This is a genomic window from Enterococcus sp. DIV1224, from assembly GCF_050555455.1.
In the GTDB taxonomy this organism is placed as follows: domain Bacteria; phylum Bacillota; class Bacilli; order Lactobacillales; family Enterococcaceae; genus Enterococcus_B; species Enterococcus_B lactis.
Map to the genome: position 1 here is coordinate 1,779,993 of NZ_CP187859.1, position 23,054 is coordinate 1,803,046.

General features: G+C 38.8%; 23 protein-coding genes. 3 read left to right on the forward strand and 20 right to left on the reverse strand.

From position 1 onward, the window contains the following. Nucleotides 1-78: 78 nt before the first annotated feature. The 11 genes from IGK53_RS08680 to fabT all read right to left on the reverse strand — a co-directional run bounded on the left by IGK53_RS08680 (nucleotide 79) and on the right by fabT (nucleotide 8,753). Nucleotides 79-864: an acetyl-CoA carboxylase carboxyl transferase subunit alpha gene (locus IGK53_RS08680; protein ID WP_002290847.1), complete on the reverse strand. Its 786-nt coding sequence runs from the start codon at nucleotides 862-864 to the stop codon at nucleotides 79-81. Beyond that, complete coding sequence (gene accD / locus IGK53_RS08685) at nucleotides 857-1,726, reverse strand: acetyl-CoA carboxylase, carboxyltransferase subunit beta (protein ID WP_002290846.1); 870 nt, start codon at nucleotides 1,724-1,726, stop codon at nucleotides 857-859. Before accD ends, IGK53_RS08680 begins: the two co-directional genes overlap by 8 nt. Further along, complete coding sequence (locus IGK53_RS08690; protein WP_002295381.1) at nucleotides 1,727-3,106, reverse strand: acetyl-CoA carboxylase biotin carboxylase subunit; 1,380 nt, start codon at nucleotides 3,104-3,106, stop codon at nucleotides 1,727-1,729. Nucleotides 3,107-3,113: 7 nt separating this feature from the next. Continuing rightward, entirely contained in the window at nucleotides 3,114-3,533 is a 420-nt protein-coding gene (fabZ, locus tag IGK53_RS08695; RefSeq protein ID WP_002287621.1) for a 3-hydroxyacyl-ACP dehydratase FabZ, read from the reverse strand. 24 nt (nucleotides 3,534-3,557) lie between these two features. After that, nucleotides 3,558-4,034 (reverse strand): acetyl-CoA carboxylase biotin carboxyl carrier protein, encoded by a 477-nt coding sequence (accB, locus tag IGK53_RS08700; RefSeq protein ID WP_002290844.1) that lies wholly within the window; start codon nucleotides 4,032-4,034, stop codon nucleotides 3,558-3,560. 2 nt (nucleotides 4,035-4,036) lie between these two features. Continuing rightward, nucleotides 4,037-5,272 carry a beta-ketoacyl-ACP synthase II gene (gene fabF, locus IGK53_RS08705; protein WP_002287619.1) on the reverse strand — a complete coding sequence of 412 codons (1,236 nt, stop codon included), beginning with the start codon at nucleotides 5,270-5,272 and terminating at the stop codon, nucleotides 4,037-4,039. An 18-nt stretch (nucleotides 5,273-5,290) separates the two neighbouring features. After that, nucleotides 5,291-6,028, reverse strand: coding sequence for a 3-oxoacyl-[acyl-carrier-protein] reductase (fabG, locus tag IGK53_RS08710; protein ID WP_002329058.1), 738 nt, complete (start codon nucleotides 6,026-6,028; stop codon nucleotides 5,291-5,293). Between the two features lie 11 nt (nucleotides 6,029-6,039). After that, nucleotides 6,040-6,957: an ACP S-malonyltransferase gene (fabD, locus tag IGK53_RS08715; protein WP_002329057.1), complete on the reverse strand. Its 918-nt coding sequence runs from the start codon at nucleotides 6,955-6,957 to the stop codon at nucleotides 6,040-6,042. Nucleotides 6,958-7,063: 106 nt separating this feature from the next. Further along, nucleotides 7,064-7,288: an acyl carrier protein gene (locus IGK53_RS08720; RefSeq protein ID WP_002287614.1), complete on the reverse strand. Its 225-nt coding sequence runs from the start codon at nucleotides 7,286-7,288 to the stop codon at nucleotides 7,064-7,066. Between the two features lie 52 nt (nucleotides 7,289-7,340). Next, entirely contained in the window at nucleotides 7,341-8,303 is a 963-nt protein-coding gene (locus tag IGK53_RS08725) for a beta-ketoacyl-ACP synthase III (RefSeq protein WP_002287612.1), read from the reverse strand. A gap of 9 nt (nucleotides 8,304-8,312) precedes the next feature. After that, nucleotides 8,313-8,753: a fatty acid biosynthesis transcriptional regulator FabT gene (gene fabT, locus IGK53_RS08730; RefSeq protein ID WP_002287610.1), complete on the reverse strand. Its 441-nt coding sequence runs from the start codon at nucleotides 8,751-8,753 to the stop codon at nucleotides 8,313-8,315. A gap of 305 nt (nucleotides 8,754-9,058) precedes the next feature. On the opposite strand from fabT, the gene IGK53_RS08735 reads away from it, so the two are divergent. Beyond that, nucleotides 9,059-10,024, forward strand: coding sequence for a GIY-YIG nuclease family protein (locus IGK53_RS08735; RefSeq protein ID WP_002329056.1), 966 nt, complete (start codon nucleotides 9,059-9,061; stop codon nucleotides 10,022-10,024). A 56-nt stretch (nucleotides 10,025-10,080) separates the two neighbouring features. Here the strand turns inward: IGK53_RS08735 and IGK53_RS08740 are convergent, their stop codons facing one another. From IGK53_RS08740 to IGK53_RS08765, 6 genes are all read right to left on the reverse strand, one after another. Beyond that, nucleotides 10,081-10,311, reverse strand: a complete 231-nt coding sequence (locus IGK53_RS08740; RefSeq protein WP_002287607.1) for a YkuJ family protein — start codon at nucleotides 10,309-10,311, stop codon at nucleotides 10,081-10,083. Between the two features lie 85 nt (nucleotides 10,312-10,396). After that, a complete protein-coding gene (locus IGK53_RS08745; protein WP_002287606.1) occupies nucleotides 10,397-11,284 on the reverse strand; it encodes an NAD(P)-dependent oxidoreductase in 888 nt (295 codons plus the stop codon). 88 nt (nucleotides 11,285-11,372) lie between these two features. Further along, the gene (locus IGK53_RS08750) at nucleotides 11,373-12,596 is read right to left on the reverse strand and encodes a glycosyltransferase family 4 protein (RefSeq protein WP_002329055.1); all 1,224 of its coding nucleotides are present in this window, start codon (nucleotides 12,594-12,596) and stop codon (nucleotides 11,373-11,375) included. A gap of 16 nt (nucleotides 12,597-12,612) precedes the next feature. Next, nucleotides 12,613-13,659, reverse strand: a complete 1,047-nt coding sequence (locus IGK53_RS08755; protein WP_002319376.1) for a glycosyltransferase family 4 protein — start codon at nucleotides 13,657-13,659, stop codon at nucleotides 12,613-12,615. A 163-nt stretch (nucleotides 13,660-13,822) separates the two neighbouring features. Then, entirely contained in the window at nucleotides 13,823-15,550 is a 1,728-nt protein-coding gene (gene ptsP, locus IGK53_RS08760; protein ID WP_002290826.1) for a phosphoenolpyruvate--protein phosphotransferase, read from the reverse strand. Beyond that, complete coding sequence (locus IGK53_RS08765) at nucleotides 15,550-15,816, reverse strand: phosphocarrier protein HPr (RefSeq protein WP_002287602.1); 267 nt, start codon at nucleotides 15,814-15,816, stop codon at nucleotides 15,550-15,552. The genes ptsP and IGK53_RS08765 overlap by 1 nt, the downstream gene beginning before the upstream one ends. Before the next feature lie 478 nt (nucleotides 15,817-16,294). Here IGK53_RS08765 and IGK53_RS08770 point away from each other — a divergent pair, with 478 nt between their 5' ends. Together IGK53_RS08770 and IGK53_RS08775 are read left to right on the forward strand one after the other, a co-directional pair. After that, entirely contained in the window at nucleotides 16,295-18,529 is a 2,235-nt protein-coding gene (locus IGK53_RS08770) for an ATP-dependent Clp protease ATP-binding subunit (protein WP_002287598.1), read from the forward strand. Between the two features lie 147 nt (nucleotides 18,530-18,676). After that, the gene (locus IGK53_RS08775) at nucleotides 18,677-18,997 is read left to right on the forward strand and encodes a DUF1827 family protein (protein WP_002290825.1); all 321 of its coding nucleotides are present in this window, start codon (nucleotides 18,677-18,679) and stop codon (nucleotides 18,995-18,997) included. Between the two features lie 204 nt (nucleotides 18,998-19,201). On the opposite strand, the gene IGK53_RS08780 is transcribed toward IGK53_RS08775, so the two are convergent. The 3 genes from IGK53_RS08780 to IGK53_RS08790 all read right to left on the reverse strand — a co-directional run bounded on the left by IGK53_RS08780 (nucleotide 19,202) and on the right by IGK53_RS08790 (nucleotide 22,978). After that, on the reverse strand, nucleotides 19,202-19,426 hold the full coding sequence (locus IGK53_RS08780) for a hypothetical protein (RefSeq protein ID WP_002290824.1): 225 nt from the start codon (nucleotides 19,424-19,426) through the stop codon (nucleotides 19,202-19,204). A gap of 194 nt (nucleotides 19,427-19,620) precedes the next feature. After that, nucleotides 19,621-21,201, reverse strand: a complete 1,581-nt coding sequence (locus IGK53_RS08785; protein WP_002290823.1) for a peptide chain release factor 3 — start codon at nucleotides 21,199-21,201, stop codon at nucleotides 19,621-19,623. A gap of 400 nt (nucleotides 21,202-21,601) precedes the next feature. Continuing rightward, nucleotides 21,602-22,978: a hemolysin family protein gene (locus IGK53_RS08790; protein WP_002290822.1), complete on the reverse strand. Its 1,377-nt coding sequence runs from the start codon at nucleotides 22,976-22,978 to the stop codon at nucleotides 21,602-21,604. Nucleotides 22,979-23,054: the final 76 nt, after the last annotated feature.

Sequence of the window (23,054 nt, forward strand, 5' to 3'; positions counted from 1 at the left end):
ATCACAGAAAAATTTAGAAACAAAAAACAACTAAGCGAGCAAGAACCATTCTTTACTCTTTGCTTAGTTGTTAAACACCTAATATTGGCGGAACCTCTTGTACCGTTTTTCCAGTAATTCATGCTGGTCGAATCGAACAAGTTCCGTCAATCTTTCAATCAACGCTTTTTTCATAATGTGTGCGACTTTATATCGTGGCAACTGCTCGCCGTTGAACGTTTCAGGAATAACTCGATCAACGATTCCTAACTCGCGTAGTTCTGGCGCAGTAATTTTCATCAACTCAGCTGCTTCTGCGGCGCGACTACCGTCTTTCCACAAAATCGACGCAAATCCTTCTGGAGAAAGCACAGCATAAATCGTTTCTTCCAGCATCCAGACTTCATCCGCTAAACCTAGAGCAAGGGCACCGCCACTTCCACCTTCACCAATGATGATGGCGATGATCGGTACCTTTAAATCAGACATTTCGAGCAGATTTCTGGCAATAGCTTCTCCTTCGCCGCGCTCTTCTGCTCCTACACCGCAATATGCACCTGCTGTATTGATCAATGTAATCACCGGTCTATTGAACTTTTCCGCTTGTTTCATCAGTCGTAAAGCTTTTCGATAGCCTTCAGGATGGGGAGAACCAAAATTTCTGCGGATATTTTCCTGCAGATCCCGTCCTTTTTGAATACCGATCACTGTTACCGGTTTGCCATCTAATCGAGCGATTCCACCAACAATCGCTTCGTCGTCTGCAAATAAACGATCACCATGGCATTCCTCGAAAGAATCGAAGATCTCTTCAAAAAAATCCAAGCTTGTCCATCGTTCTTTAGCTCTTGCTAACTGAACGACATCATGTGCTGTCTTATCCACGATCTATCCATCCTTTCTGTGTATGCAATTCAAGAAGCGTATGGATTTTCTGCTTTAATTCCATGCGGGGAACAATCTGATCGACAAAACCATGAGACAATAAGAATTCAGCCTTTTGGAAATCTTCTGGAAGTTCCTGCTTGATCGTCTGTTCGATGACACGTCTTCCAGCAAAACCAATCAAGCTTTGGGGTTCTGCTAAAATGATATCACCTTCCATTGCAAAACTGGCAGTTACTCCTCCGGTCGTCGGGTCTGTCAAAACAGTTAGATAAAAAAGACCTTCATTACTATGCCGTTTGACAGCAGCAGAAATTTTTGCCATCTGCATCAGAGAAAAGATTCCTTCTTGCATCCGTGCACCACCTGAAGCTGTGAACAAGACGACTGGAAGTCTTTCCTTTGTTGCTCGTTCGAATAATCTGGTGATCTTTTCTCCGACAATCGTTCCCATACTTCCCATGATAAAATTAGGATCCATCACTCCAATAATGAAGGGAATCCCCTGAATGGTTGCTTTACCAGTGAGGACTGCTTCATGAAGTCCTGTTTTATCTTGCATCTTTTTAATTTTTTCCGTATATTCGGGAAATGCTAGCGGATCTTTGGTTACAAGATCCGTATCCCATTCTTCAAAACTTTTTTCATCAATAATCAAAGCTAGACGCTGCCATGCACCGATTCGAAAAGCGTATCCGCAATGAGGGCATACTTTTTCTTCACCGATGTCTTTCGTATAAAGGATATGTTTGCAATTTGGACACTTTGCCCACATGTTATCAGGAACAGATGGCGAGTTAGCAGGTTTGCTCTCTCTATTAGGATTGATCCGAATATATTTCTTTTTCTTAAACAGAGCCATCTATGCGCCTCCTATCTCCGTTTCTGGTGTCCAATTCGGTAAAAATTCTTCTTGTAAAAATGCTGTGCTGTAATCACCTGCTATGACTGCAGGATGACTAATCAAATCCATCTGAAATTCTGCGTTCGTGATGATTCCTTCTGTGATAAATTCACTTAAGGCTCGCTGCATCTTCATTAATGCTTCAAAACGCGTATTTCCATGGACGATTATTTTTGCAATCATTGAATCATAATATGGCGGGATCGTATATCCCGGGTAAACTGCACTGTCTACTCGCAGACCCATCCCACCTGCTGGAAGCAGTAAGTTTTGGATCTTCCCTGGAGAAGGAGCAAAATGGAAAGCAGGATTTTCTGCATTAATCCGGCATTCGATTGCGTGTCCTTGGAATACTACTTCTTCTTGACACACATTCAAAGGCTCGCCGGCTGCTATCTCCACCTGTTTTTTTACTAAATCGATTCCTGTGACCATTTCTGTTACTGGATGTTCCACTTGGATTCGAGTATTCATTTCCATGAAATAAAAATCGCCTTCTTCATCCATCAGAAACTCGATCGTTCCGGCATTTTCATAATTGACTGCTTTAGCTGCTCGAACAGCAGCGTCTCCTAGTGCTTCTCTTTTTGTTTGTGAGATCACTACAGAAGGAGATTCTTCCAGTACTTTTTGATTATTACGTTGCAAAGAACAATCTCGTTCTCCTAAATGAATGACATTGCCAAAATGATCACCTAAAATCTGAACTTCTATATGGCGAGCAGGATAAATGATTTTTTCCAAATACATATCATCATTTCCAAATGCCGCTGCTGCTTCTTGCTGAGCTGAAGAAAAATGCTGTGGGAGCTCTTCTTTTGATTGAACTTTCCGAATGCCTTTCCCGCCACCACCTGCAGCTGCTTTCAGCATCACTGGATAACCAATTCTGTCTGCTATTTCCAATGCTTCTTCTACTGTAGATAATACACCAGTACTTCCTGGAATGACTGGGACATTTGCTTCTTGCATCAATTGACGCGCATTGATCTTATTTCCCATTGCATCGATCGTTGCACTTTTAGGACCAATAAATGTGATATTGCACTCTTCACACATGGAGGCAAATCGGCTATTTTCAGATAAAAAACCAAATCCTGGATGAATTGCTTCGGCTTTTGTCACGATTGCAGCGCTCAGTACTTCCTGAACATTCAGATATGAATCAACGGCTTTTGCCGGGCCAATGCAGATTGCTTCATCTGCTAACTGTGTATGAAGTGCTTCGGCATCTGCTTCTGAATATATCGCTACGGTTTGGATCCCTAGTTCGCGGCATGCACGAATGATACGTACAGCGATTTCACCGCGGTTAGCTATCAATACTTTAGAAAACATATTTCACCTATCCAATCATAAAGGTTAATTCCGCTTCGGCTACTTTTTTACCGTCTACTTTAGCGATTCCTTTGCCTATTCCGGCTGAAGCTTTCACTTTCAATATCTCAACTTCAAGGTATAAGGTATCTCCCGGTGTAACTTTCTTACGGAATTTTGCTTTGTCCAATCCGCCGAAATAAGCCGTCTTTCCCTTGAATTGTTCAAGAGAAAGTAATGCAACTGCTCCTGCTTGAGCCATTGCTTCAACAATCAATACTCCTGGCATAACAGGTTCTTCTGGAAAATGTCCTTGAAAAAAGGGCTCATTGATCGTTACATTTTTCTTAGCAACGATCCGTTCTCCTTCAACCATTTCTTCCACTCGATCAATCAAAAGCATTGGATAACGATGTGGAATGATTTCTTTTATTTCTTGTATGTTCATTGATTTCCCTCTTTCCTGCTTTGCTTATTTTTGCTGGATCCTAAAGAGTGGCTGTCCATATTCAACAACTGACTCGTTTTCTACAAGGATTTCTGTGATTACTCCGTCGGCCTCACTAGTTATCTCATTCATTAGTTTCATCGCTTCAATAATGCAGATAACTTCTCCTTTGGCAACTTGATCACCTACTTTTTTGAAAGCTGGTTTGTCGGGCGCCGGTTGCAGATAAACGATTCCCACGATTGGCGAAACAACCTCGATTCCATCAAATACTGCCGATTCTTTTTCTTTCATTGTTTCTGGAGCAGTTGTTGCTTGTTCAGGTATGACATTGACTGGCTCCGAAACTGGCAACGTTTCGTTTGTTTGAACCATATTCATGCCTCGACTTGTTTTATTTTTATTCATATACAATTCAAATTGACCTTCACGCAAATCGAATTCCGTTAGCGAGGATTGATCAAATTGACTGACTAATTCTCTGATTTCATTGATATCCAAAATTATTCCTCCCAGCGTTTCATGCACAGAACCGCATTATGTCCGCCAAACCCTAATGAATTACTCATTGCATAAGTAAAACTTGCAGGTTTGCTTTCGTTTTTGACAACTGTCAAGTCAATCTCAGGATCTTGTTTTTCTACATTGATCGTAGGTGGGATAAATTGATGTTCTAATGCCAGCAAAGTTGCCAAGGCTTCGATCCCGCCGGCTGCTCCCAATAAATGTCCAGTCATCGATTTCGTGCTGCTGACGTAAGTATCTCTGAAATTTTCACCTAATGCGATTTGGATTGCTTTTGCTTCTGCCTGGTCATTGGCTGGTGTACTTGTTCCGTGAGCATTGATATATCCGACTTGTTCCGGCTGTACACCAGCTTCTTCCATCGCAAGCTTCATTGCTTTAGATGCACCAGAACCATCTGGAGTAGGAGCTGTCATATGGTAAGCGTCACAGTTTGCACCGTATCCAACGATTTCTCCATAGATTTTGGCACCGCGAGCTTGTGCATGTTCTAAAGATTCAAGAACTAGAACACCTGCTCCTTCACCCATCACAAAACCATTCCGATTTTCGTCAAACGGAATCGAACCACGATTAGGATCAGTTGATTCTGAGAGTGCTGTTAAAGCTGCAAATCCAGCAATCCCCATCTCACAAATCGTTGCTTCTGTTCCTCCAGCAAGAATGACATCTGAATAGCCATGTTTGATGTTACGGAATGCTTCCCCAATTGAATTCGTTCCGCTAGCACAAGCTGTTACGATAGCTGTACAAATACCTTTTGCACCTACGCGCAAAGCAATATTTCCAGCTGCCATGTTGGCAATCGCCATTGGCACGAACATTGGAGAAACTCGTTTTGCACCTTTTTCATGTAGACGAATAACTTGGTTTTCGATTGTTGGAAGACCACCGATCCCAGATCCGATGATGACGCCAAACCGGTCTTGATTCATTTTTTCTTTATCTAAACCGCTCATCTCCATTGCTTCTAAAGCAGCGTAGATTCCATAGATTGAAAACATATCCATTCGTTTGCTATCTTTTTTAATAAAATATTTATCGTAAGGAAAATCTTTGACCTCGCCCGCTAAGGTAATCCCTGTTTCTGAAGCATCAAATTTAGTGATCGGTGCGATGCCATTCGTACCCTCTTTTAAGCTATTCAAAAAGCTGTCTGCGTCATTTCCAATAGGTGAAGTGACTCCATAGCCAGTAATTACCACTCGATTCATTTATTTGCTCTCCTTTTCTTATCCGTGCATGACCAATCCGCCATCGACATTGATGACTTGTCCGGTGATATATGGATTTTGTGCTAAGAAAACTGCTGTTTGTGCAACATCTTCTACTTGTCCGAAACGCTGCATCGGAATTTGCTTTTCCGCTTGTTCCTTGACTTTGTCTGCTAAAACTTCCGTCATATCAGTTGTGATGAATCCTGGCGCAATGGCATTACATGTAATGCCTCTAGTTGCAGCTTCTCGTGCCACAGATTTTGTTAATCCTACTACGCCAGCTTTACTAGCTGCATAATTTGCTTGACCAATATTTCCAATCAACCCAGATACACTAGAGAGATTAATGATGGCCCCTTCTCGCTGCTTCATCATTTTTTTCAATACGTGCTGCGTCATATTGAAGGTTCCAATCAAATTGATATCAAGACATTTTTTGAAATCTTCTGCATCCATCCGCATCACAAGTTTGTCATTTGTGATTCCGGCATTGTTTACTAACACATGGATCGATCCAAGCTTTTCTTCTGATTCTTTGATCATTTGTCCCGCTTTCTCATAATCAGAGATGTCACCGGAAACTCCTACGCATTTTACACCGAATGCTTCGATTTCTTCTATCTTTTCTTTTGGAATCTCTCCGCGACCATTCAAAATGATATTTGCTCCAGCTTTTGCAAAAGCTAAGGCCATCGCTTTGCCGATTCCTCTTGTACTACCTGTGATAAATACATTTTTTCCTTTTACATCCATAACGTTCCTCCTTATAGTATTGCTATTGTTTCATCAAATGTCTGCTTATTCTCAACACGCAGAACTGATATTGTTTTATCGATTTTTTTCATAAATCCGCTTAATACTTTTCCGGGGCCGACTTCGATGACTTGCTCGATGCCGATTGTTTTTAACTTATGGATACTCTCATAGAAACGAACAGGTTGCATGACTTGCTGTTCAAGTAGTCCCGCGATCGTTTCTTTCTTCATTATTTCCGTTGTTGTGTTGCTTATGATAGGAAAAGAAGGTTCAGAGAATTGAATCTGACTTAGGTCCTTCGCCAGTTTTTTTGCTGCCGGTTCTAAAATAGCTGTATGAAAAGGCCCGCTGACATTTAGAGGGATCATTCTTTTGAACCCTTTTTCTTTTAATAGTAAAACAGCTTCGTCTACTGCTTTTTCTTCGCCACCAATCACGATCTGCTGAGGTGTATTATAATTTGCAGGAGATACGATGCCGTACTTACTAGCTTCATGACAGCTTTCCTCGATCGTTTCAATCGGCGCATTCATCACTGCAACCATTTTCCCGCTTCCAGCTGGGGCCGCTTCTGTCATATAAGCGCCTCTTTTTGCTACTAACGCAACTGCTTCAGTGAAGGATAACGCATTACTAGCTACTAATGCCGAATATTCTCCTAAACTCAGTCCTAAAGCTGCATCTGGGATGATTCCGTGCTCCTTCAATAAGCGATAATATGCGATGCTGACTGTTAGAATAGCTGGCTGTGTATATTGCGTCTGATCCAAATGTTCATTTTCTGTAAAGCAAAGTTCAGCCATATCGTAGCCAAGAATTTCACTTGCTTCATCAAATGTCTGCTTTACAATGACTTCTTCATACAAATCTTTTCCCATACCTTGATATTGTGCACCTTGGCCACTAAATAAGAATGCTGTTTTCATGTTTTTCTCCAATATATCCAGAATATATGTTTGATTCTTTTTATTCAAAAAGGCCGAGACATTCCTATTTCAGGAAATGTCCCAGCCCCCAACCTAATTTTAATGATTATGCAGTTTGTTTTTCTACGTAAGTCACTAAATCTTGAACCGTTTTGATTCCGTCTTCTGTTTCGATTTTCACGTCAAATTCATCTTCGATTTCATTGATGATTTGGAATAAATCCAAGCTGTCAGCTTCTAAGTCTTCTTGGATGTCAGTAGTCAATTTGATTTCTTCAGTTTCTTTTCCTAATTCTTCTGCGATGATTTCTTGAATTTTTTCGAATACCATAATAATATATTCCTCCGATATTGTTTGCTTTTTATTTTTATAATTTAACAGTCTACAACTCCATGAGAATACTTCCCCATGTTAAACCTCCGCCATAGCCTGTAAATATTACTTTCTGCTGTTTTCCCAAGGTGATCTTTCCACTAGAAACTGCTTCATCCAATAAGATAGGGATGCTTGCAGCAGATGTATTCCCATATTTATCCATATTGGTCAGGAACTTTTCTTGCGGCATCTTTACTTTTCGGGCAATTTTCTCAATAATTCTGAGGTTTGCCTGATGCAAAAGCAGATAATCAACTGGTTTGTCTTTCATGACTTCTTGGATATTGTTTGCAACGTCTCGTACGGCAAAATCAAAAATATCTCTGCCAGTCATTTGCAAATAATACGAACCTTCTGAATCTTCTGAATAGAACGGATTTTTATTTTGCTGGTAGCCAGCGGTCAATGAGCTACTTCTGGTTCCGTCAGCTGCTAATTTTTCTTTCAGCAATTTTTTCTGTGGATTCGCTTCTAAGAGAATCCCACCTGCTCCATCGCCAAACAACACAGCAGTCGTACGATCAGACCAATCGATTAGCTTAGATAGTGTTTCACCACCAATCACCAGTCCCTTAGTTGAGCCGCAGCGGATCATTTTTTCAGCCATACTTAACGCATAAACAAATCCTGAGCACGCAGCACTGATATCAAAAGCGATAGCATGAGTTGCTCCCAATTTCCCTTGTACTTGTGCTGCTACAGATGGTGTCGTGTAATCGGGCGACATTGTTGCTACTAAAATAAAATCCAAATCTTTAGGGTTTAGATTTTTCTGTTTTATCAATTTTTCCGCCACTAAAATGCATAAATCAGAAGTCTCCTGATTTGTTACACATCTTCGTTCACGAATACCCGTCCTTGACGAAATCCATTCATCAGAGGTATCCATCATCTTGGAAAGATCATTATTAGTAATAATCTTTTCAGGAAGGACGCTGGCTGTTGCAGTAATCATTCCAAATTGTTCCATTAAATATCCTCACTTATAGTCTTGCAAGAAGTCGTGCAAGTTTTTCAGTGCATCCAGCAAGGCATGCTGTTCCTCCGTAGCCATTCCGTCTAAGATGTTCTTGACCATTTCACGATGAAAATGCTGATGGACCCGAAATAGTAACTTTCCTTTTTTCGTTAGTCCCAACTTTACAACGCGGCGGTCATCTTCACTGCGGATACGTTCGACATAGCCTTTTTTTACTAACTTGTTAATAGCAGTGGTCAAGGTCCCAACAGTAATTGATAGTTCTTTGGCTACTTCTGAAGTTGTTTTTTTCTTGTACATCCCGATTGCCTCGATCGTGTGCATCTCTGTGATTGACAGATCTTTGAATTGAGATTTTTTCAGCTCAGACTCTTCGATTGTCAAAATATCATTGAAGACACTAACAAGATAATCATTTACTGTTTTTAAATCTGGTTCCATGTTCCACCGTCCACTAATTAGTTTGATTATCAAATCTTTTGATGTTCAAACTATATCTTAACTTTTTTCAAAATGCAACCTTAAAAGATCATTTTTTTACTATATGAGCTTTTTTTAAGATTTTACTCATTTAAAACAACTGATAAATCAGCATTTATAATTTCTTTTATTAGAAAAATCATCTATCTCACATATTTTGATTATCAAAGTATTTTCTGTGAACAGAACTATATAATTCCCTAAAACTTGTCCATTATTTCAAAATTTGTTATAGTCTTTTTATTCAAAGCGTAAAAGGAGATCCTATGTTAAAAGAAAAAATGAAAACTCTCCCCATGCTGCCGGGTGTCTATCTTATGAAAGACCGAGATGGTAAGGTCATCTATGTTGGTAAAGCAAAACGGCTCAAAAATAGAGTAAGCAGCTATTTTCATCAGAATAAACAGCATTCGAAAAAAGTATTACGCATGATTCATCATATAACAGATTTTGATTTCGTCGTAGTAGACACGGAATTAGATGCTTTATTGCTCGAGTGTCAATTGATCCAACATTACCGACCTTTTTATAACCGACAAATGAATTATTTCAGTAATTATAATTATGTACATATTACCAATAAGGGATTTGTATTAACAGATACTCCTACGGCTCGAACATACGGGCCTTTTCGTCTCTATAAAAAAATGCCGTCTATTTTGCGTATAATGGAAGAAACTTATCAAATGCCTTGGTTGTCTGAAATTAGTTTGTTAGCTTTGTGTGTCCAGCTTCCTGACCTACAGGAAATGACTTTTGAACAGAAAAAAAAGGAACTCCAAGGGCTGTTTCAAGGCCGAAACAAAAAGCTACTGACTTACTTGAAAAAAAGACAACAACATTTCATCTATCAGTTGAATTTCGAAAAAGCCGGTATGCTTCAAAAAGATATCGAATTAGTTACTTATTTTATTAGACGGATCCAGGAACAAAAGCAGTTTTTAAGAACACCATCGCTCACCTTCAGCATGCCATTAGCAGCAGATGAGAGTCAGAAAAAGCACTACCTCGTTTGTTATGGTCAACTTGTAGAAACAATGATTGCCTCTGGTGACGTTTCTCCTGACTTCTATTATGAAAAGAAAGAAGCTCATTTATCTTTGAAACGTCAATTATCAAAAGAAGAAATCGATCCTGTACAAATCTTGATCAGTTACCGCAAAAAATTAGAAAAAGAACAGTCTGAAATTGAACTGTTAAACAAAAAAGAAGCTGAAAAGCAACTAAATTAGTTGCTTATCGGCTTCTTTTAGGCATCTTCAACTTCAAATGTCAATTATCCTAAAATTTATTGGATTAAGTCATAGATTTCCATCGCTACGATATCGATATTATCAAATTCGTATTGCTGATGAGTATCTGTTTCAGTTAATTCAAATGTATCGGTCGCTTTATCATAAGTTACTGTACACTTCTCTACGCCTTCTTTTTCAAAACGGCGAACTTGCAGTTCATTATCTGCTGACTCGACCATAGCCTCCAGTCGTTTTATGATTGCGACTAATTGTGAATGTGTCATCGGAGGTCCTCCTTTTCTTATTTCTGTTATATTGTATCAAAAGCATAGCCTACTTGCATTGATTTTCTCTAAAAAAACTCGTTTTTTATGATTTTTTTTCTGGTATTTTTCCTTCAGGCCACCAAAGTTTGATCAAAGCTTGGGTTCCGTCATTCTCAAAACCTTTATCTGCCAACTCTTCATATAGTTTCAATGCTTGGGTAGTTGCTGGCAATACAAGGTCCATTTTTTCTGCTTCTTCTAATGCAATCTTTAAATCTTTGATAAAATGTTTGACAAAAAAACCAGGTGTGTAATCTTCTTTTAAAATACGAGGAGAATAATTGCTTAAAGACCAGTTAGCTGCACTTCCACCTGAAAGCGTCTCAATCACTTTCTTTAAATCAAGTCCGTTTTTTTGTGCATAGACAAGCATTTCCGTCATTCCTGTCATCGTACCTGCAATCATGATCTGATTAGCCATTTTTGTATGCTGACCTTTCCCAGCAGAACCATGCAATGTAAATGTCGTACCAAATTCTTTGAATAAAGGCAGTACTTGATCATAAACGGCTTCTTCTCCACCGACCATGATCGTCAGTGTACCATTCTTTGCTCCTAAGTCACCACCGGATACCGGTGCATCTAACGCATCTGCGCCTTTTTCTTTTGCTGTTTTTGCAATTTTTTCTGCCAGGCTTGGTGTACTTGTAGTCAAGTCAACTAAAATATGTCCTGAGATATCTGCAGAAAAAATCCCCGACTGTCCATAGTAGATTTCTTCTACATCTTTGGGGTAACCTACCATTGTAAAGAGAATATTACTTTGTTCTGCTACCGCTTTTGGTGTATCTGCCCAGATAGCTCCTTCTGTTACTAAAGGATCAGCTTTTGCTTTTGTCCGATTATAGACAGCTACTTCGTGTCCTGCTTCTAGTAGATGGCGTGCGACAGCACTTCCCATGACGCCTGTTCCGATAAAACCAAGTTTCATTTTTTCGACCTCCTAAAAATCAAAAATCCTTGCTTCTATGCTAGTATACGCTAGAAACAAGGATTTTTTCATAAAAAATGTTTGAATTTTATCTTTTAAATGAATTTAATTTTATTTTGATTCGTTCAATCGAGTCTTCTTCTTCTTTTCTTCGCATCTCTTCTTCATGATAAACAACCATGTCTTGATAAAATTCGATCATAGCTTCGCCGAAATGTGTAGATGAAATATCATAAAGTTTAGCTTCTAAAACTTTTGTATCTTTAGGAACTTCACTGGAAATATAATCAATAAGTGCTGGTGCAAAGTCTTCGTCGGTTTCAAAAGTTTTCCCTAATGAAGGATGATCGAACAATCGGTTCAAATAAGCATTTCCTTCCACGACACAAGGTGTTCCGGCTGCCATCGCTTCTGTATAAGTAAGCCCTTGTGTTTCTGAAGTAGAAGCACTGACAAAATAATCTGCCGCTTTATAATAAAGTGCTACATCATTGTTGTCCACTTCTCCTGTGAACTGCACAAATTCTTCTAACTGCAGTTCTGAGATCAATTCCTCTAACTCTTCTACATAAGGTCCTTTTCCTACGATAACTAATCTGGCGTTAGGATAAGCGGAGATGACCTGAGGAAACCCATTAATCAAGGCTTGGATATTTTTCTCATAAGAAATCCTGCTTAAAGAAAGAATCATCAAATGGTTTTCCTGAAGACCTAGTGACTCCCTTAATTTGCTGATATCCTGCTGAGTGATATCAGAACATTTGAATTTTTCAATGTCGATACCAGTAGGAATCACGCGAAGCGGTGCTATTACACCATAGCTGCGTAATGTATCAATAACACGTTCACTTGGACAAACTACACCTGTCGTATGATTTGCAAATAATCTAGACAAGTATTTTACATGGGATTGCCTGATCACTTTTCCTTTACCGATATAATGAAGGTAGTCTTCATACATCGTATGGTAAGTATGGATCAGAGGTATTTTCAACTTCTTAGCTACCATCTTCCCAAGTATCCCTGCTCCGAATTCTGTATGGGTATGAATAAGATCTAGTTCTAGTTCTTTGGCAACCAAATAAGCATACCACATGCCTCTAACAACAACTCTTCGATCCTTGAAAGAAATAAATGGTACACTTGGCATTCGAATCACATCTTTTTCCAACTTATCCGCATTAGGATCGGTCGTTGTAAAAATATAGACTTCATGCCCATGTCTTTCTAATTCTTGTTTTAATGTTTTGATCGATGTAGCAACTCCGCTGACTTGCGGAAAGTAGGTATCGGTAAAAAAGCCGATTTTCATGTTTTTCGCCTCCAAACTAGTCCTTGATCTGATTTACTTTTTTTAATTTGCTAGAGACTTTTTCATTCAGTACACTTTCGTATACATTTTTAAGTTCTTCACCGATTTTATTGATACTTCGCTCTTTTGCTGTTTGATAACCGGCTTGTGTCGTACTCGGTAGTTCTTGATTGGTAATCTGTTGGATCAGTCGGATAAATTCTTCGTTTGTCTTCCCCATATAGCAGTTCTTGCTATCTTCTAACCAGCCATTATACACTGGAATATCTCGAACAAGTACGTTTTGTTTGCTTGCTAAAGCTTCTAAAACAACGATCCCTTCTGTCTCTTCATAAGAAGGGAAAAAGAATAGGTCTGCACCTGAATACGCACCTTCTATGATCTCTCCACGAATGTATCCAGGAAACAGGACATTTTCAGGATGATCTTCTTTTACAATTTTCCGGATGTTCCGAGGAATCGAGTACATGGGAACATGGCCAAACCAAATAAATGTGTATTCGGGCATCTTCTTAGCAATTTCTACGAAATCAATGATTCCTTTACGTTCGAAAAACAAACCGACACAAATGATTACTTTTTGATCCGGAGACAGTTTGAAATATTCTCTGAACTTTTGTTCTTTCATTGGATCAGGGCGATATTTCTCTAAGTCGATCCCATTGGAAATAGCTTGAATCGGCACACGGATACCATAGCTTTCCAACAACTGTTTTGAATAAGGTGTTGGCGTGATCAGATAGTCCGCTTTTTGGTACAATCCTACCAGATATTTTTTTACGATAGGAGAAAGCTGGTTCGATCCGATAAAGGAATTTCGGAAATCTTCCTCTGTAGAATGCGCATGATAGACAACTTTTTTTCCTTCTCTTCTGGCTTTATTGACCATGTTATGACTATTGATTCCGTATGTATTGATGTGCAGGATGTCATAATCTTCTTTTTCATCTAGTGTATAAGAGATACCGACTTCCGTCAGAGCACGTTTTTGATGATCAAGCGCACGCCCGATTCCAGATTTTGCAAGCATCTTTTCACTTTCAAAATATAATAATACCTTCACCTTACGTCCCCCTTCACTTATATAGTATAACATAGCCTACAAACTGTCACTCAAACTTAAGCCCTATTTTTGTCTATTCTTACTGACGAAAACGTTTTCTTAAAAAAGAACAAAAAAACTGGCGTAGCTCTTTTACAAGCCACACCAGCTTTTGATACGTTGTTTATTTTACATATTCATGAACAAGTTCAACGACTTCTTCCATCGTATCGCATTCTTTCAATGCACGATCAGCAAGTTCAGCCATTTTCGCTGTGTCCAAGCGTTTCATTAAACTACGCGTTTTAAGAATAGATGTCGCACTCATTGAGAACTCATCTAGACCCATACCTACTAGCAATGGAACAGCTGTTTGATCTCCAGCCATTTCTCCACACATACCTGCCCATTTTCCTTCAGCGTGTGCTGCATCAATTACATTTTTGATCAAACGTAAAATTGATGGGTTATATGGTTGGTACAAGTAAGAAACGCGTTCGTTCATACGGTCTGCTGCCATTGTGTATTGAATCAAATCGTTTGTACCTACAGAGAAGAAATCTACTTCTTTTGCAAACTTGTCTGCTAAGACTGCTGCTGCTGGAATCTCGATCATGATGCCGACTTGGATCGTATCAGATACTTCCTTGCCTTCACTGATCAATTTTTGTTTTTCTTCTTCAAAGATCGCTTTTGCTGCGCGGAATTCTTTGAGTGTAGCTACCATAGGGAACATGATACGTAAGTTACCATGAACAGATGCACGAAGCAATGCACGCATTTGTGTACGGAACATTTCATCGCCTTGTTCAGATAAACTGATACGCAATGCACGATATCCTAAGAATGGATTCATTTCATGAGGTAATTGCAGATATGGTAGTTCTTTATCTCCACCGATGTCCATTGTACGAACAACTACAGGTTTTCCTTCCATACCTTCTAATACAGCTTTATAAGCTTCATATTGGTCATCTTCTGTTGGGAAGTCTGGAGAATCCATATACAGGAATTCAGTACGGTACAGACCAACTGCTTCTCCACCATTATTATGGACACCAACTAGATCTTTTGGTGTTCCGATGTTTGCAGCTAATTCAAAATGCTTGCCGTCAGCTGTGACAGTTTCTGCATTTTTTAATTTTTCCCATTCTGCTTTTTGTGCTGCGTAATCTGCACCTGCTTTTTCAAATTCAGCTTTTTGTTCATCTGTAGGATCGATGATTACATCGCCTTCGATCCCGTTGACAGCCAAAATATCGCCTTCTTTGACTTTAGCAGTAATTTCTTTTGTCCCAACGATTGCTGGAATTTCTAAAGAACGTGCCATGATAGCAGAATGTGAAGTACGTCCACCAATGTCTGTTACAAACGCTTTTACAAAATTGCGATCTAATTGTGCTGTATCACTTGGAGTCAAGTCATGTGCAACAACGACCACTTCTTCGTCGATCATTGATGGATTTGGTAAAGTAACGCCTAATAAGTGCGCTAAAATACGTTTAGCAACGTCACGAATGTCTGCAGCACGCTCTTGCATATAAGCATTATCTTCCATTGCTTCGAACATACCGATATACATATCCGTTACTTCTTTTAGCGCTGATTCAGCATTTACGCTGTTGTCTTTAATATTTTGCTTGATTTGACCTACCATTTCTGGATCTGAAAGAACCATCAAATGGGCATCAAATACTTGCGCTTCTGCTTCACCTAAGCTTTGCGCTGCTTTTTCACGAATTTGCTGCAATTCTTCAGTAGATTTAGCTAATGCAGCATCCAAACGAGCTTCTTCAGCCGCAGTATCTTCTACTGTTGCCTTACTGAATGTTAAATCCGGTTGAACTAGCAGGTAAGCTTTTGCAACGGCTACACCGTCACTAGCGGCAATCCCTTTTAGCATTTCAACCATTATTCAGATAAGCCTTCTTTCTTCATTGTTTCAACGATTGCTGCCATTGCATCAGCTTCGTCAGCACCTTCTGCAGTAATAGTAACATCAGAACCTTGACCTACACCTAAAGACATAACGCCCATGATTGATTTCAAGTTTACTGATTTACCTTTATACTCTAAGTTTACATCAGAGTTAAATTTGCTTGCTGTTTGTACTAATAGTGTAGCTGGACGAGCGTGGATCCCAGTTTCTGCTACTACGTGAAATTCTTTCTTTTCCATATTAATCGGTCTCCTTTAAGTGAGTGTTGTTTTTATGTGAGGGTTTTCTTTTTTAGTAATTCAGAGAATCCTAACAAATGCCACCCTTTCATCTGTAAAGATTAACATTTTTTTTCGTTAGATACAACAGTTTTCATTCAATTTCAGATAAAAGTATTCAAATTATTCCGGATTCTTTTTCATCCTTTTCTTCACATTTTATAACAAACATGTTTATTTTCTTTTTCTTGTCGCTTTCTCTTCTCCTGACGTTTATCATTCTTTCCTTTGACCCTCTTTGTTTTCATATGAAACGAATTACTTGCTTCCCTTTTTATTTTTAGTATAATAAGAGTCAAAGGTCAGGAATGGTCAATATAAATTTCACCTTTTCTACCTCATAAATCTCTTAAAAAACTAGGGGTTATTCTTTTACCTCATGAAAAACGAGATGTAAAATATGGATGTACCCATTTTTGTGAAAGGACGTGAATGATTCATGCTTTGTCAAAACTGCGGCAAGAATGAGGCAACGATTCACTTGTATGCCACTGTCAATGGTCAGCGGACACAACTTGATTATTGTCAGAGCTGTTATCAAAAAATCAAAAATCAACAAAATGGAGGTCTGACTAATATGGCCCAAAACGATCCATTTGGATTTGGCAGTTTGGACGATCTTTTCCGTTCCATGTCTCGCCAAATGCAACAGCAAGGAAATTATGAGCAAACACCACCAACACAATTTGGCGGAAACAACAACTTCAATGGTGGTCAGCCACCTCAAGGCAATACAGAAGGTTTATTGGGAGAATATGGAATCAATATCACAGAACAAGCACGACAAGGTGATATCGATCCTGTGATCGGACGCGATGACGAAATCAAACGAGTCATTGAAATTTTAAATCGCCGAACCAAGAACAATCCTGTCTTGATTGGAGAACCAGGTGTTGGTAAAACAGCAGTTGTTGAAGGTTTAGCACAAAAAATCGTAGATGGTGATGTACCGCAAAAATTAATGGACAAAGAAGTCATTCGTTTAGATGTCGTATCTTTAGTCCAAGGTACTGGTATACGAGGACAATTTGAAGAACGTATGCAAAAATTGATTGAAGAGATCCGTCAAGCAGAAAATGTGATCCTATTCATAGATGAAGTTCACGAAATCGTCGGTGCTGGTTCTGCTGGTGATGGAAATATGGATGCTGGTAATATTTTAAAACCAGCTTTAGCTCGAGGAGAATTGCAAATGGTTGGTGCTACTACCTTAAACGAGTACCGCATCATCGAAAAAGACGCTGCTTTAGAACGTCGTATGCAACCTGTACGGGTAGATGAACCAACTGTCGAAGAAACGATTAGTATTTTGAAAGGTTTGCAAAAACGTTATGAAGACTATCATCATGTAAAATATACTGATGAGGCCATCGAAGCAGCCGCAACTTTATCCAATCGTTATGTCCAAGATCGCTTCTTGCCGGATAAAGCCATCGATTTGCTAGATGAAACAGGTTCTAAGAAAAACTTGACGATCCAAATCGTTGATCCTAAAACAATCGAGAAAAAACTGCAAGAAGCAGAAGAACAAAAAGTTTTAGCTTCTCGAGAAGAAGATTTCGAAAAAGCAGCTTATTATCGCGATCAGATCAATAAACTTCAAAAAATGAAAGAACGTCAGCTCACTGAAGAGGAAACACCTGTGATTACCGAAAAAGATATGGAAAAAATCGTTGAACAACGGACAGGTATTCCAGTGGGTGAATTAAAAGAAAAAGAACAGACACAACTGAAAAACTTAGCAGATGACTTGAAAGCTCATGTCATCGGACAAGATAACGCTGTAGATCGAGTAGCGAAAGCGATTCGCCGAAACCGTGTTGGATTAAACAAACAGAATCGTCCAATCGGCTCCTTCTTATTTGTTGGTCCAACTGGTGTAGGTAAAACAGAGCTTGCGAAACAACTTGCCTACGAACTATTCGGTTCACAAGATTCAATGATTCGTTTCGATATGTCTGAATATATGGAAAAACATAGTGTCTCTAAATTGATTGGTTCTCCTCCAGGTTATGTCGGATACGAAGAAGCTGGTCAATTAACAGAAAAAGTACGGAGAAATCCTTACAGTCTTGTCTTGTTAGATGAAGTAGAAAAAGCTCATCCAGATGTTTTGCATATGTTCTTGCAAATCTTAGATGATGGTCGATTGACAGATGCACAAGGAAGAACGGTCAGCTTTAAAGATACGATCATCATTATGACAAGTAATGCCGGAACTGGTAAAGTAGAAGCAAACGTTGGTTTTGGTGCGGCACGCGAAGGTGTTACTCGTTCTGTATTGAACCAATTAAACAACTACTTTACACCAGAATTTCTGAACCGTTTTGACGGGATCATCGAATTCAGTGCATTATCAAAAGAAAACTTGATGACAATCGTCACACTAATGCTAGACGATGTCAACCAAATGCTGGCAGCACAGCAACTTCACATCGAAGTTCCTACGAATGTCAAAGAAAAATTAGTTGACTTAGGCTATGATCCATCTATGGGTGCTCGTCCTCTTCGACGCACGATCCAAGAACAAATCGAAGATGGTATCGCTGAATTTTATCTTGATCACCCTTCTATCCATGAGTTGAAAGCAAAACTGGATAAAGATGGAAAAATCATCGTTACTTCTAAACCAGAACGTTTGGCAAAAGAATCAGCCGAAGAAACGGCTGAATAAATCCAGTTTTATAGCGTGAGACGGTATTTCTTTGAGAAATGCCGTCTCATTCTTTTTTCAGAAAAGTCAAAATACTGTTCATTTTATAAAAAAGAAATTATAATAAGAGAAACAAGCAATTAAAAATACATAAAAGAGGTGAGCGCCATGAAATTGGTAAATGTAACAAACAGCCATTCCCGTCTTGTATTAAACCAGCTTGAAAACACTGATGCCCATCTAGTCAAGGTCTACACAGCCGGAAATACCACTATTGTCTACACTGAAGCCCCTGAACATAATGAAATTCTGCTGATCAATGACAAACGTAAAATCCAGCCGAAAGAAATCGAAGATGCTAAAAATTATTTCTTAGATAAAATCAAAGACGCCGTTTACCACGAGGATGAAATCAAAGTAATCGAATTGGCAGGCCTTGTTGAGATCTCGATTCCAAAACATGAATTAGGCGCTACATTAGCCGTGTAAACAAATTTTGAACATAATAATTAAAGAGCGTGGGACAAAAGTAAAGAACACTTTTGTCTCACGCTCAAAACACGTATAAACGGCGGAAGCAGAAGCAACTCCTTCGGAAATAAGCTGAAATTCACAAAAATTTGAAAAGCAATTTTCGTGAATTTCTTCTTATTTCTTGGAGTTAAACGCTTCTGTCCCAGCCTCTTTTTCTTTCTAGCTTTTTGATTTTTCTCTTTTCTTTTGTACTTTTCTCTTTTCATTTTCAGTTCTACGCGTGTCTTTATTTTTAACTTTTTCCTCTTTATGGATGATTGATCGTACTTTTTGTGCAATCTGCTCGTTTTTGTCCCAGTCTTTTACATCTAATAATTGACATAATTGTAACATCTCTTCTTTTTTCTGTTTTTTTCTTTCACGTCTTTGCCATTCTGTTTCCATGTGTCACACTCTCCTTTCTTTAATCATATGTACGCAAAATAATTTTTATATTTTTTTGATTAGACATTTCTATGATTTTAAATAGTAAAAAGAGCCGTCACGGAAAATCCGTCACGGCTCTAAACAAAATATGAGAAGCTGTTTTTGTTTGGCTATTCTTATTACTTGATGCAGGGCAGCTTGTCAAGACTTCTTTACATCAAACTTTTTAATTTTACATTAGGATATTTATCCGCAAACCAGCGTTCTGCAAATTGGTTCTCGAATAAGAACAATGGTTGGTCGAAACGGTCACGAGCCAAGATATTGCGGCTTGAACTCATCTTCTCATCCAAATCTTCTGGATCGATCCAGCGAGCGATTTTGTGTCCCATTGGAGACATGATTACTTCGGCGTTATACTCATTTAACATACGATATTGGAATACTTCGAATTGTAGCTGACCAACAGCTCCAATGATATATTCTTCCGTTAGATATGTTTTATAAAGCTGAATCGCTCCTTCTTGAACTAATTGATAGATTCCTTTGTGGAAGGATTTTTGCTTCATGACATTTTTTGCAGTCACTTTCATAAATAGCTCTGGAGTAAATGAAGGGAGTTCTTCATAAGCAACTTTTAGTTTTCCTTCGAACAATGTATCCCCAATCTGATAATTACCTGTATCATATACACCGATGATATCGCCTGCTACTGCTTTTTCGACGTTTTCTCTCGAATCTGCCATAAATTGTGTGACATTGCTTAATTTCAGTTTTTTATTTGTACGTTCCAAACAGACATCCATTCCTCGTTCGAATGTTCCAGAACAGATTCGGACAAAAGCGATTCGGTCACGATGGGCTGGATTCATATTTGCTTGGATCTTGAATACGAAACCTGAAAATTCTTCCTCATAAGGACTTACCATCTGATCATCTTGTGTTTTGTGTCCATAAGGAGCTGGTGCCAATTCAACGAAAGTCTCTAAAAAAGTCTGTACACCGAAGTTAGTCAATGCAGAACCAAAAAATACTGGTGTCTGATCGCCACGAGCAATTTTTTCTTGATTAAATGCATCTCCAGCCTCTTTGATTAGTTCTACTTCTTCTAAGACTTGTTCATATAAGGAATTTTCAGTTAGAGGATGATTTTCGGGAAGCAGTCCATCTTCATCCAATTCTACTAATCGTTCATCCTGATAATTTTCCGGACGATAAAACTCTACACGATTATGGTAGATATCATAAAGACCTTCTAGCCCTTTACCCATACCGATTGGCCAATTCATCGGATAAGATTCGATATCTAATAGCTCTTCTAATTCTTCTAACAATTCCAATGGTTCACGACCATCACGATCTAGTTTGTTGATAAAAGTAAATATCGGGATGCCACGTTTTTTTACAACTTGGAATAATTTCTTTGTCTGTGCTTCGATCCCTTTTGCACTATCGATTACCATAACCGCACTATCCACGGCCATCAAAGTACGATAAGTATCTTCAGAAAAATCTTCATGTCCTGGTGTATCCAAGATATTTACTCGTTTCCCTTGATAATCAAACTGCATAACAGAACTAGTAACAGAAATCCCACGTTGTTTCTCGATTTCCATCCAGTCTGATTTGGCAAAATTACCTGTTTTTTTGCCTTTTACGGTCCCGGCTTGACGGATAGCCCCACCAAACAATAGTAATTGTTCTGTAATCGTTGTTTTCCCAGCATCCGGATGGGAAATGATCGCAAAAGTTCTGCGATTGTCCACTTGTTGCTTTAATTCTGGATTATTCATAACCTAACTCCATTTCTTCCATTCAATTATTTATATTTTCTCTAGGCACAGATTGTCCGATCTCTTAAAGAAAGACAATTTCATATAGGGCTGTGACAAAAGCCGTGTAGCAGTCTCTTTTTCCGAGTAAACGGCGTTCTAGAGACAGCCTATCAGCAATAAGCCCACCCAAGCCAAAAACACGAGAAGCTGTTTTTGCTTGGCTGCTCTTATTACTTAATGCAGGATAGCTTTTTCACAACCTTTGTCAACTACTACAACTGAATCAGTATAGCATGGATTCAGCGAATGAAAAAGCCACCAAACCATAAGAGTCAAATATTTTTTTGTCAGCTGACTAAAAGAAAAGACGTGTTGCTTGTTTATTCAAGCAACACGTCTTTCATAACCAAGTTTCCAATTATCTTCTTGGCTCGTCATCTTCGAATTCTTTTCTGAAGTATCTTCGTTCTTCTTCAGGTTCCGCTTCTGTTTCTTCCGGATCATGAAAAATGACACGGATTTTAAGGATTCGAGAACCTTCCATTTCTTCAGAAACCAGCGTAATATTATCGACATCAAACGATAACTTTTCGCCTTCATCCGGAATCATGCCTAATGCTGTAATCAAATAACCAGCCATCGTATCTACATCACTCATATGCAGATCGCTGTCAAAAGCTTCATTGAACTCATCAATCAGCATACGTCCTTGGATGATATATTCGTGTTCATCGATTTTTTCATAAAGATTCTCAACTTCATCTGATTCATCATCGATTTCTCCGACGATTTCTTCTAAAAGGTCTTCTAGTGTTGCTAACCCAACGACGCCGCCATATTCATCTAATAAAATAGCCATCTGATTCTGCGTCTTTTTCATTTCATATAACAGATCATCAATAAAGACCGTTTCAGGAACGAATAAAGGCTCCTGCATGATTTTCTTGATATCTAAATTATCAAAGCCGAATTTATGGGCAGCTTTTAGTAAATTCTTTGTATGAAGGATTCCGACTACTTTATCTTTGTCTTCGTTATAAACAGGGATTCTTGAATAGTTTTCGGATAAAACTTTATTCACATTTTCTTCCACAGTGTCGTTGATATCAATCATAAATGCATCCGTTCGTGGGACCATGACTTCTCGGGCAACTTTCGTATCAAGAGAAAAAACCCCTTGGAGCATTTCTAATTCTTCATTATTCAATACGCCTTCGTTTTCAAGCATATAACGCATTTCATCTCTGGTCATTTTTGAATCTTCATCATCAAAAGTCATCGGCGTGATACGCGCCAATAAACTTGTGGAAGCAGAAAGCAGCCAGACGAAGGGCTTAGCTACTACACCAATCAAGCGTATCAGCCCTGAAGTGAACTTTGCGACTTCTTCTGATTTATTTAAAGCAATACGTTTAGGGTACAATTCTCCAAAAACAATCGATACATAGGTCAAAATAGCCAGCACAATGATATTTGCAATATTTTTTGCCGCTGTGCCGCCACCTAATACCGGAGCTAACCGTTCCGATAAAGTATTAGCTAGTGAAGCACCAGACAAAATGTTGACCAAAGTGATTCCTACTTGGATTGTCGATAGGAAATTATTTGGATTCTGCAATATTTTTAAAAGCTTTTGAGATTTCACATCTCCTTCATCAGCTTTTTGCTCGATTCGATTCTTATTGATCGAAACAACAGCAATTTCGGAAGCTGCTAAAAAAGCATTGATCAATGTCAAAACGATCAATAATAAAATCTGCGCTAACAGCGACTGACTCTCAGGGTCAGCATTCATAATCGCATTCTCTCCTTATAAAATTAATTTTTAGTTTACGATAGAAAAAAACGTGGCACTATAGCCACGTTAAAAT

What these genes read in the sequence shown, in the direction of transcription:
- accD (WP_002290846.1), bottom strand. Translation starts at nt 1,726, where the DNA reads ATGGCTCTGTTTAAGAAAAAGAAATATATTCGGATCAATCCTAATAGA.
- IGK53_RS08690 (WP_002295381.1), bottom strand. Translation starts at nt 3,106, where the DNA reads ATGTTTTCTAAAGTATTGATAGCTAACCGCGGTGAAATCGCTGTACGT.
- fabZ (WP_002287621.1), bottom strand. Translation starts at nt 3,533, where the DNA reads ATGAACATACAAGAAATAAAAGAAATCATTCCACATCGTTATCCAATG.
- fabF (WP_002287619.1), bottom strand. Translation starts at nt 5,272, where the DNA reads ATGAATCGAGTGGTAATTACTGGCTATGGAGTCACTTCACCTATTGGA.
- fabG (WP_002329058.1), bottom strand. Translation starts at nt 6,028, where the DNA reads ATGGATGTAAAAGGAAAAAATGTATTTATCACAGGTAGTACAAGAGGA.
- fabD (WP_002329057.1), bottom strand. Translation starts at nt 6,957, where the DNA reads ATGAAAACAGCATTCTTATTTAGTGGCCAAGGTGCACAATATCAAGGT.
- IGK53_RS08720 (WP_002287614.1), bottom strand. Translation starts at nt 7,288, where the DNA reads ATGGTATTCGAAAAAATTCAAGAAATCATCGCAGAAGAATTAGGAAAA.
- IGK53_RS08725 (WP_002287612.1), bottom strand. Translation starts at nt 8,303, where the DNA reads ATGGAACAATTTGGAATGATTACTGCAACAGCCAGCGTCCTTCCTGAA.
- fabT (WP_002287610.1), bottom strand. Translation starts at nt 8,753, where the DNA reads ATGGAACCAGATTTAAAAACAGTAAATGATTATCTTGTTAGTGTCTTC.
- IGK53_RS08735 (WP_002329056.1), top strand. Translation starts at nt 9,059, where the DNA reads ATGTTAAAAGAAAAAATGAAAACTCTCCCCATGCTGCCGGGTGTCTAT.
- IGK53_RS08740 (WP_002287607.1), bottom strand. Translation starts at nt 10,311, where the DNA reads ATGACACATTCACAATTAGTCGCAATCATAAAACGACTGGAGGCTATG.
- IGK53_RS08745 (WP_002287606.1), bottom strand. Translation starts at nt 11,284, where the DNA reads ATGAAACTTGGTTTTATCGGAACAGGCGTCATGGGAAGTGCTGTCGCA.
- IGK53_RS08750 (WP_002329055.1), bottom strand. Translation starts at nt 12,596, where the DNA reads ATGAAAATCGGCTTTTTTACCGATACCTACTTTCCGCAAGTCAGCGGA.
- ptsP (WP_002290826.1), bottom strand. Translation starts at nt 15,550, where the DNA reads ATGGTTGAAATGCTAAAAGGGATTGCCGCTAGTGACGGTGTAGCCGTT.
- IGK53_RS08765 (WP_002287602.1), bottom strand. Translation starts at nt 15,816, where the DNA reads ATGGAAAAGAAAGAATTTCACGTAGTAGCAGAAACTGGGATCCACGCT.
- IGK53_RS08770 (WP_002287598.1), top strand. Translation starts at nt 16,295, where the DNA reads ATGCTTTGTCAAAACTGCGGCAAGAATGAGGCAACGATTCACTTGTAT.
- IGK53_RS08775 (WP_002290825.1), top strand. Translation starts at nt 18,677, where the DNA reads ATGAAATTGGTAAATGTAACAAACAGCCATTCCCGTCTTGTATTAAAC.
- IGK53_RS08780 (WP_002290824.1), bottom strand. Translation starts at nt 19,426, where the DNA reads ATGGAAACAGAATGGCAAAGACGTGAAAGAAAAAAACAGAAAAAAGAA.
- IGK53_RS08785 (WP_002290823.1), bottom strand. Translation starts at nt 21,201, where the DNA reads ATGAATAATCCAGAATTAAAGCAACAAGTGGACAATCGCAGAACTTTT.
- IGK53_RS08790 (WP_002290822.1), bottom strand. Translation starts at nt 22,978, where the DNA reads ATGAATGCTGACCCTGAGAGTCAGTCGCTGTTAGCGCAGATTTTATTA.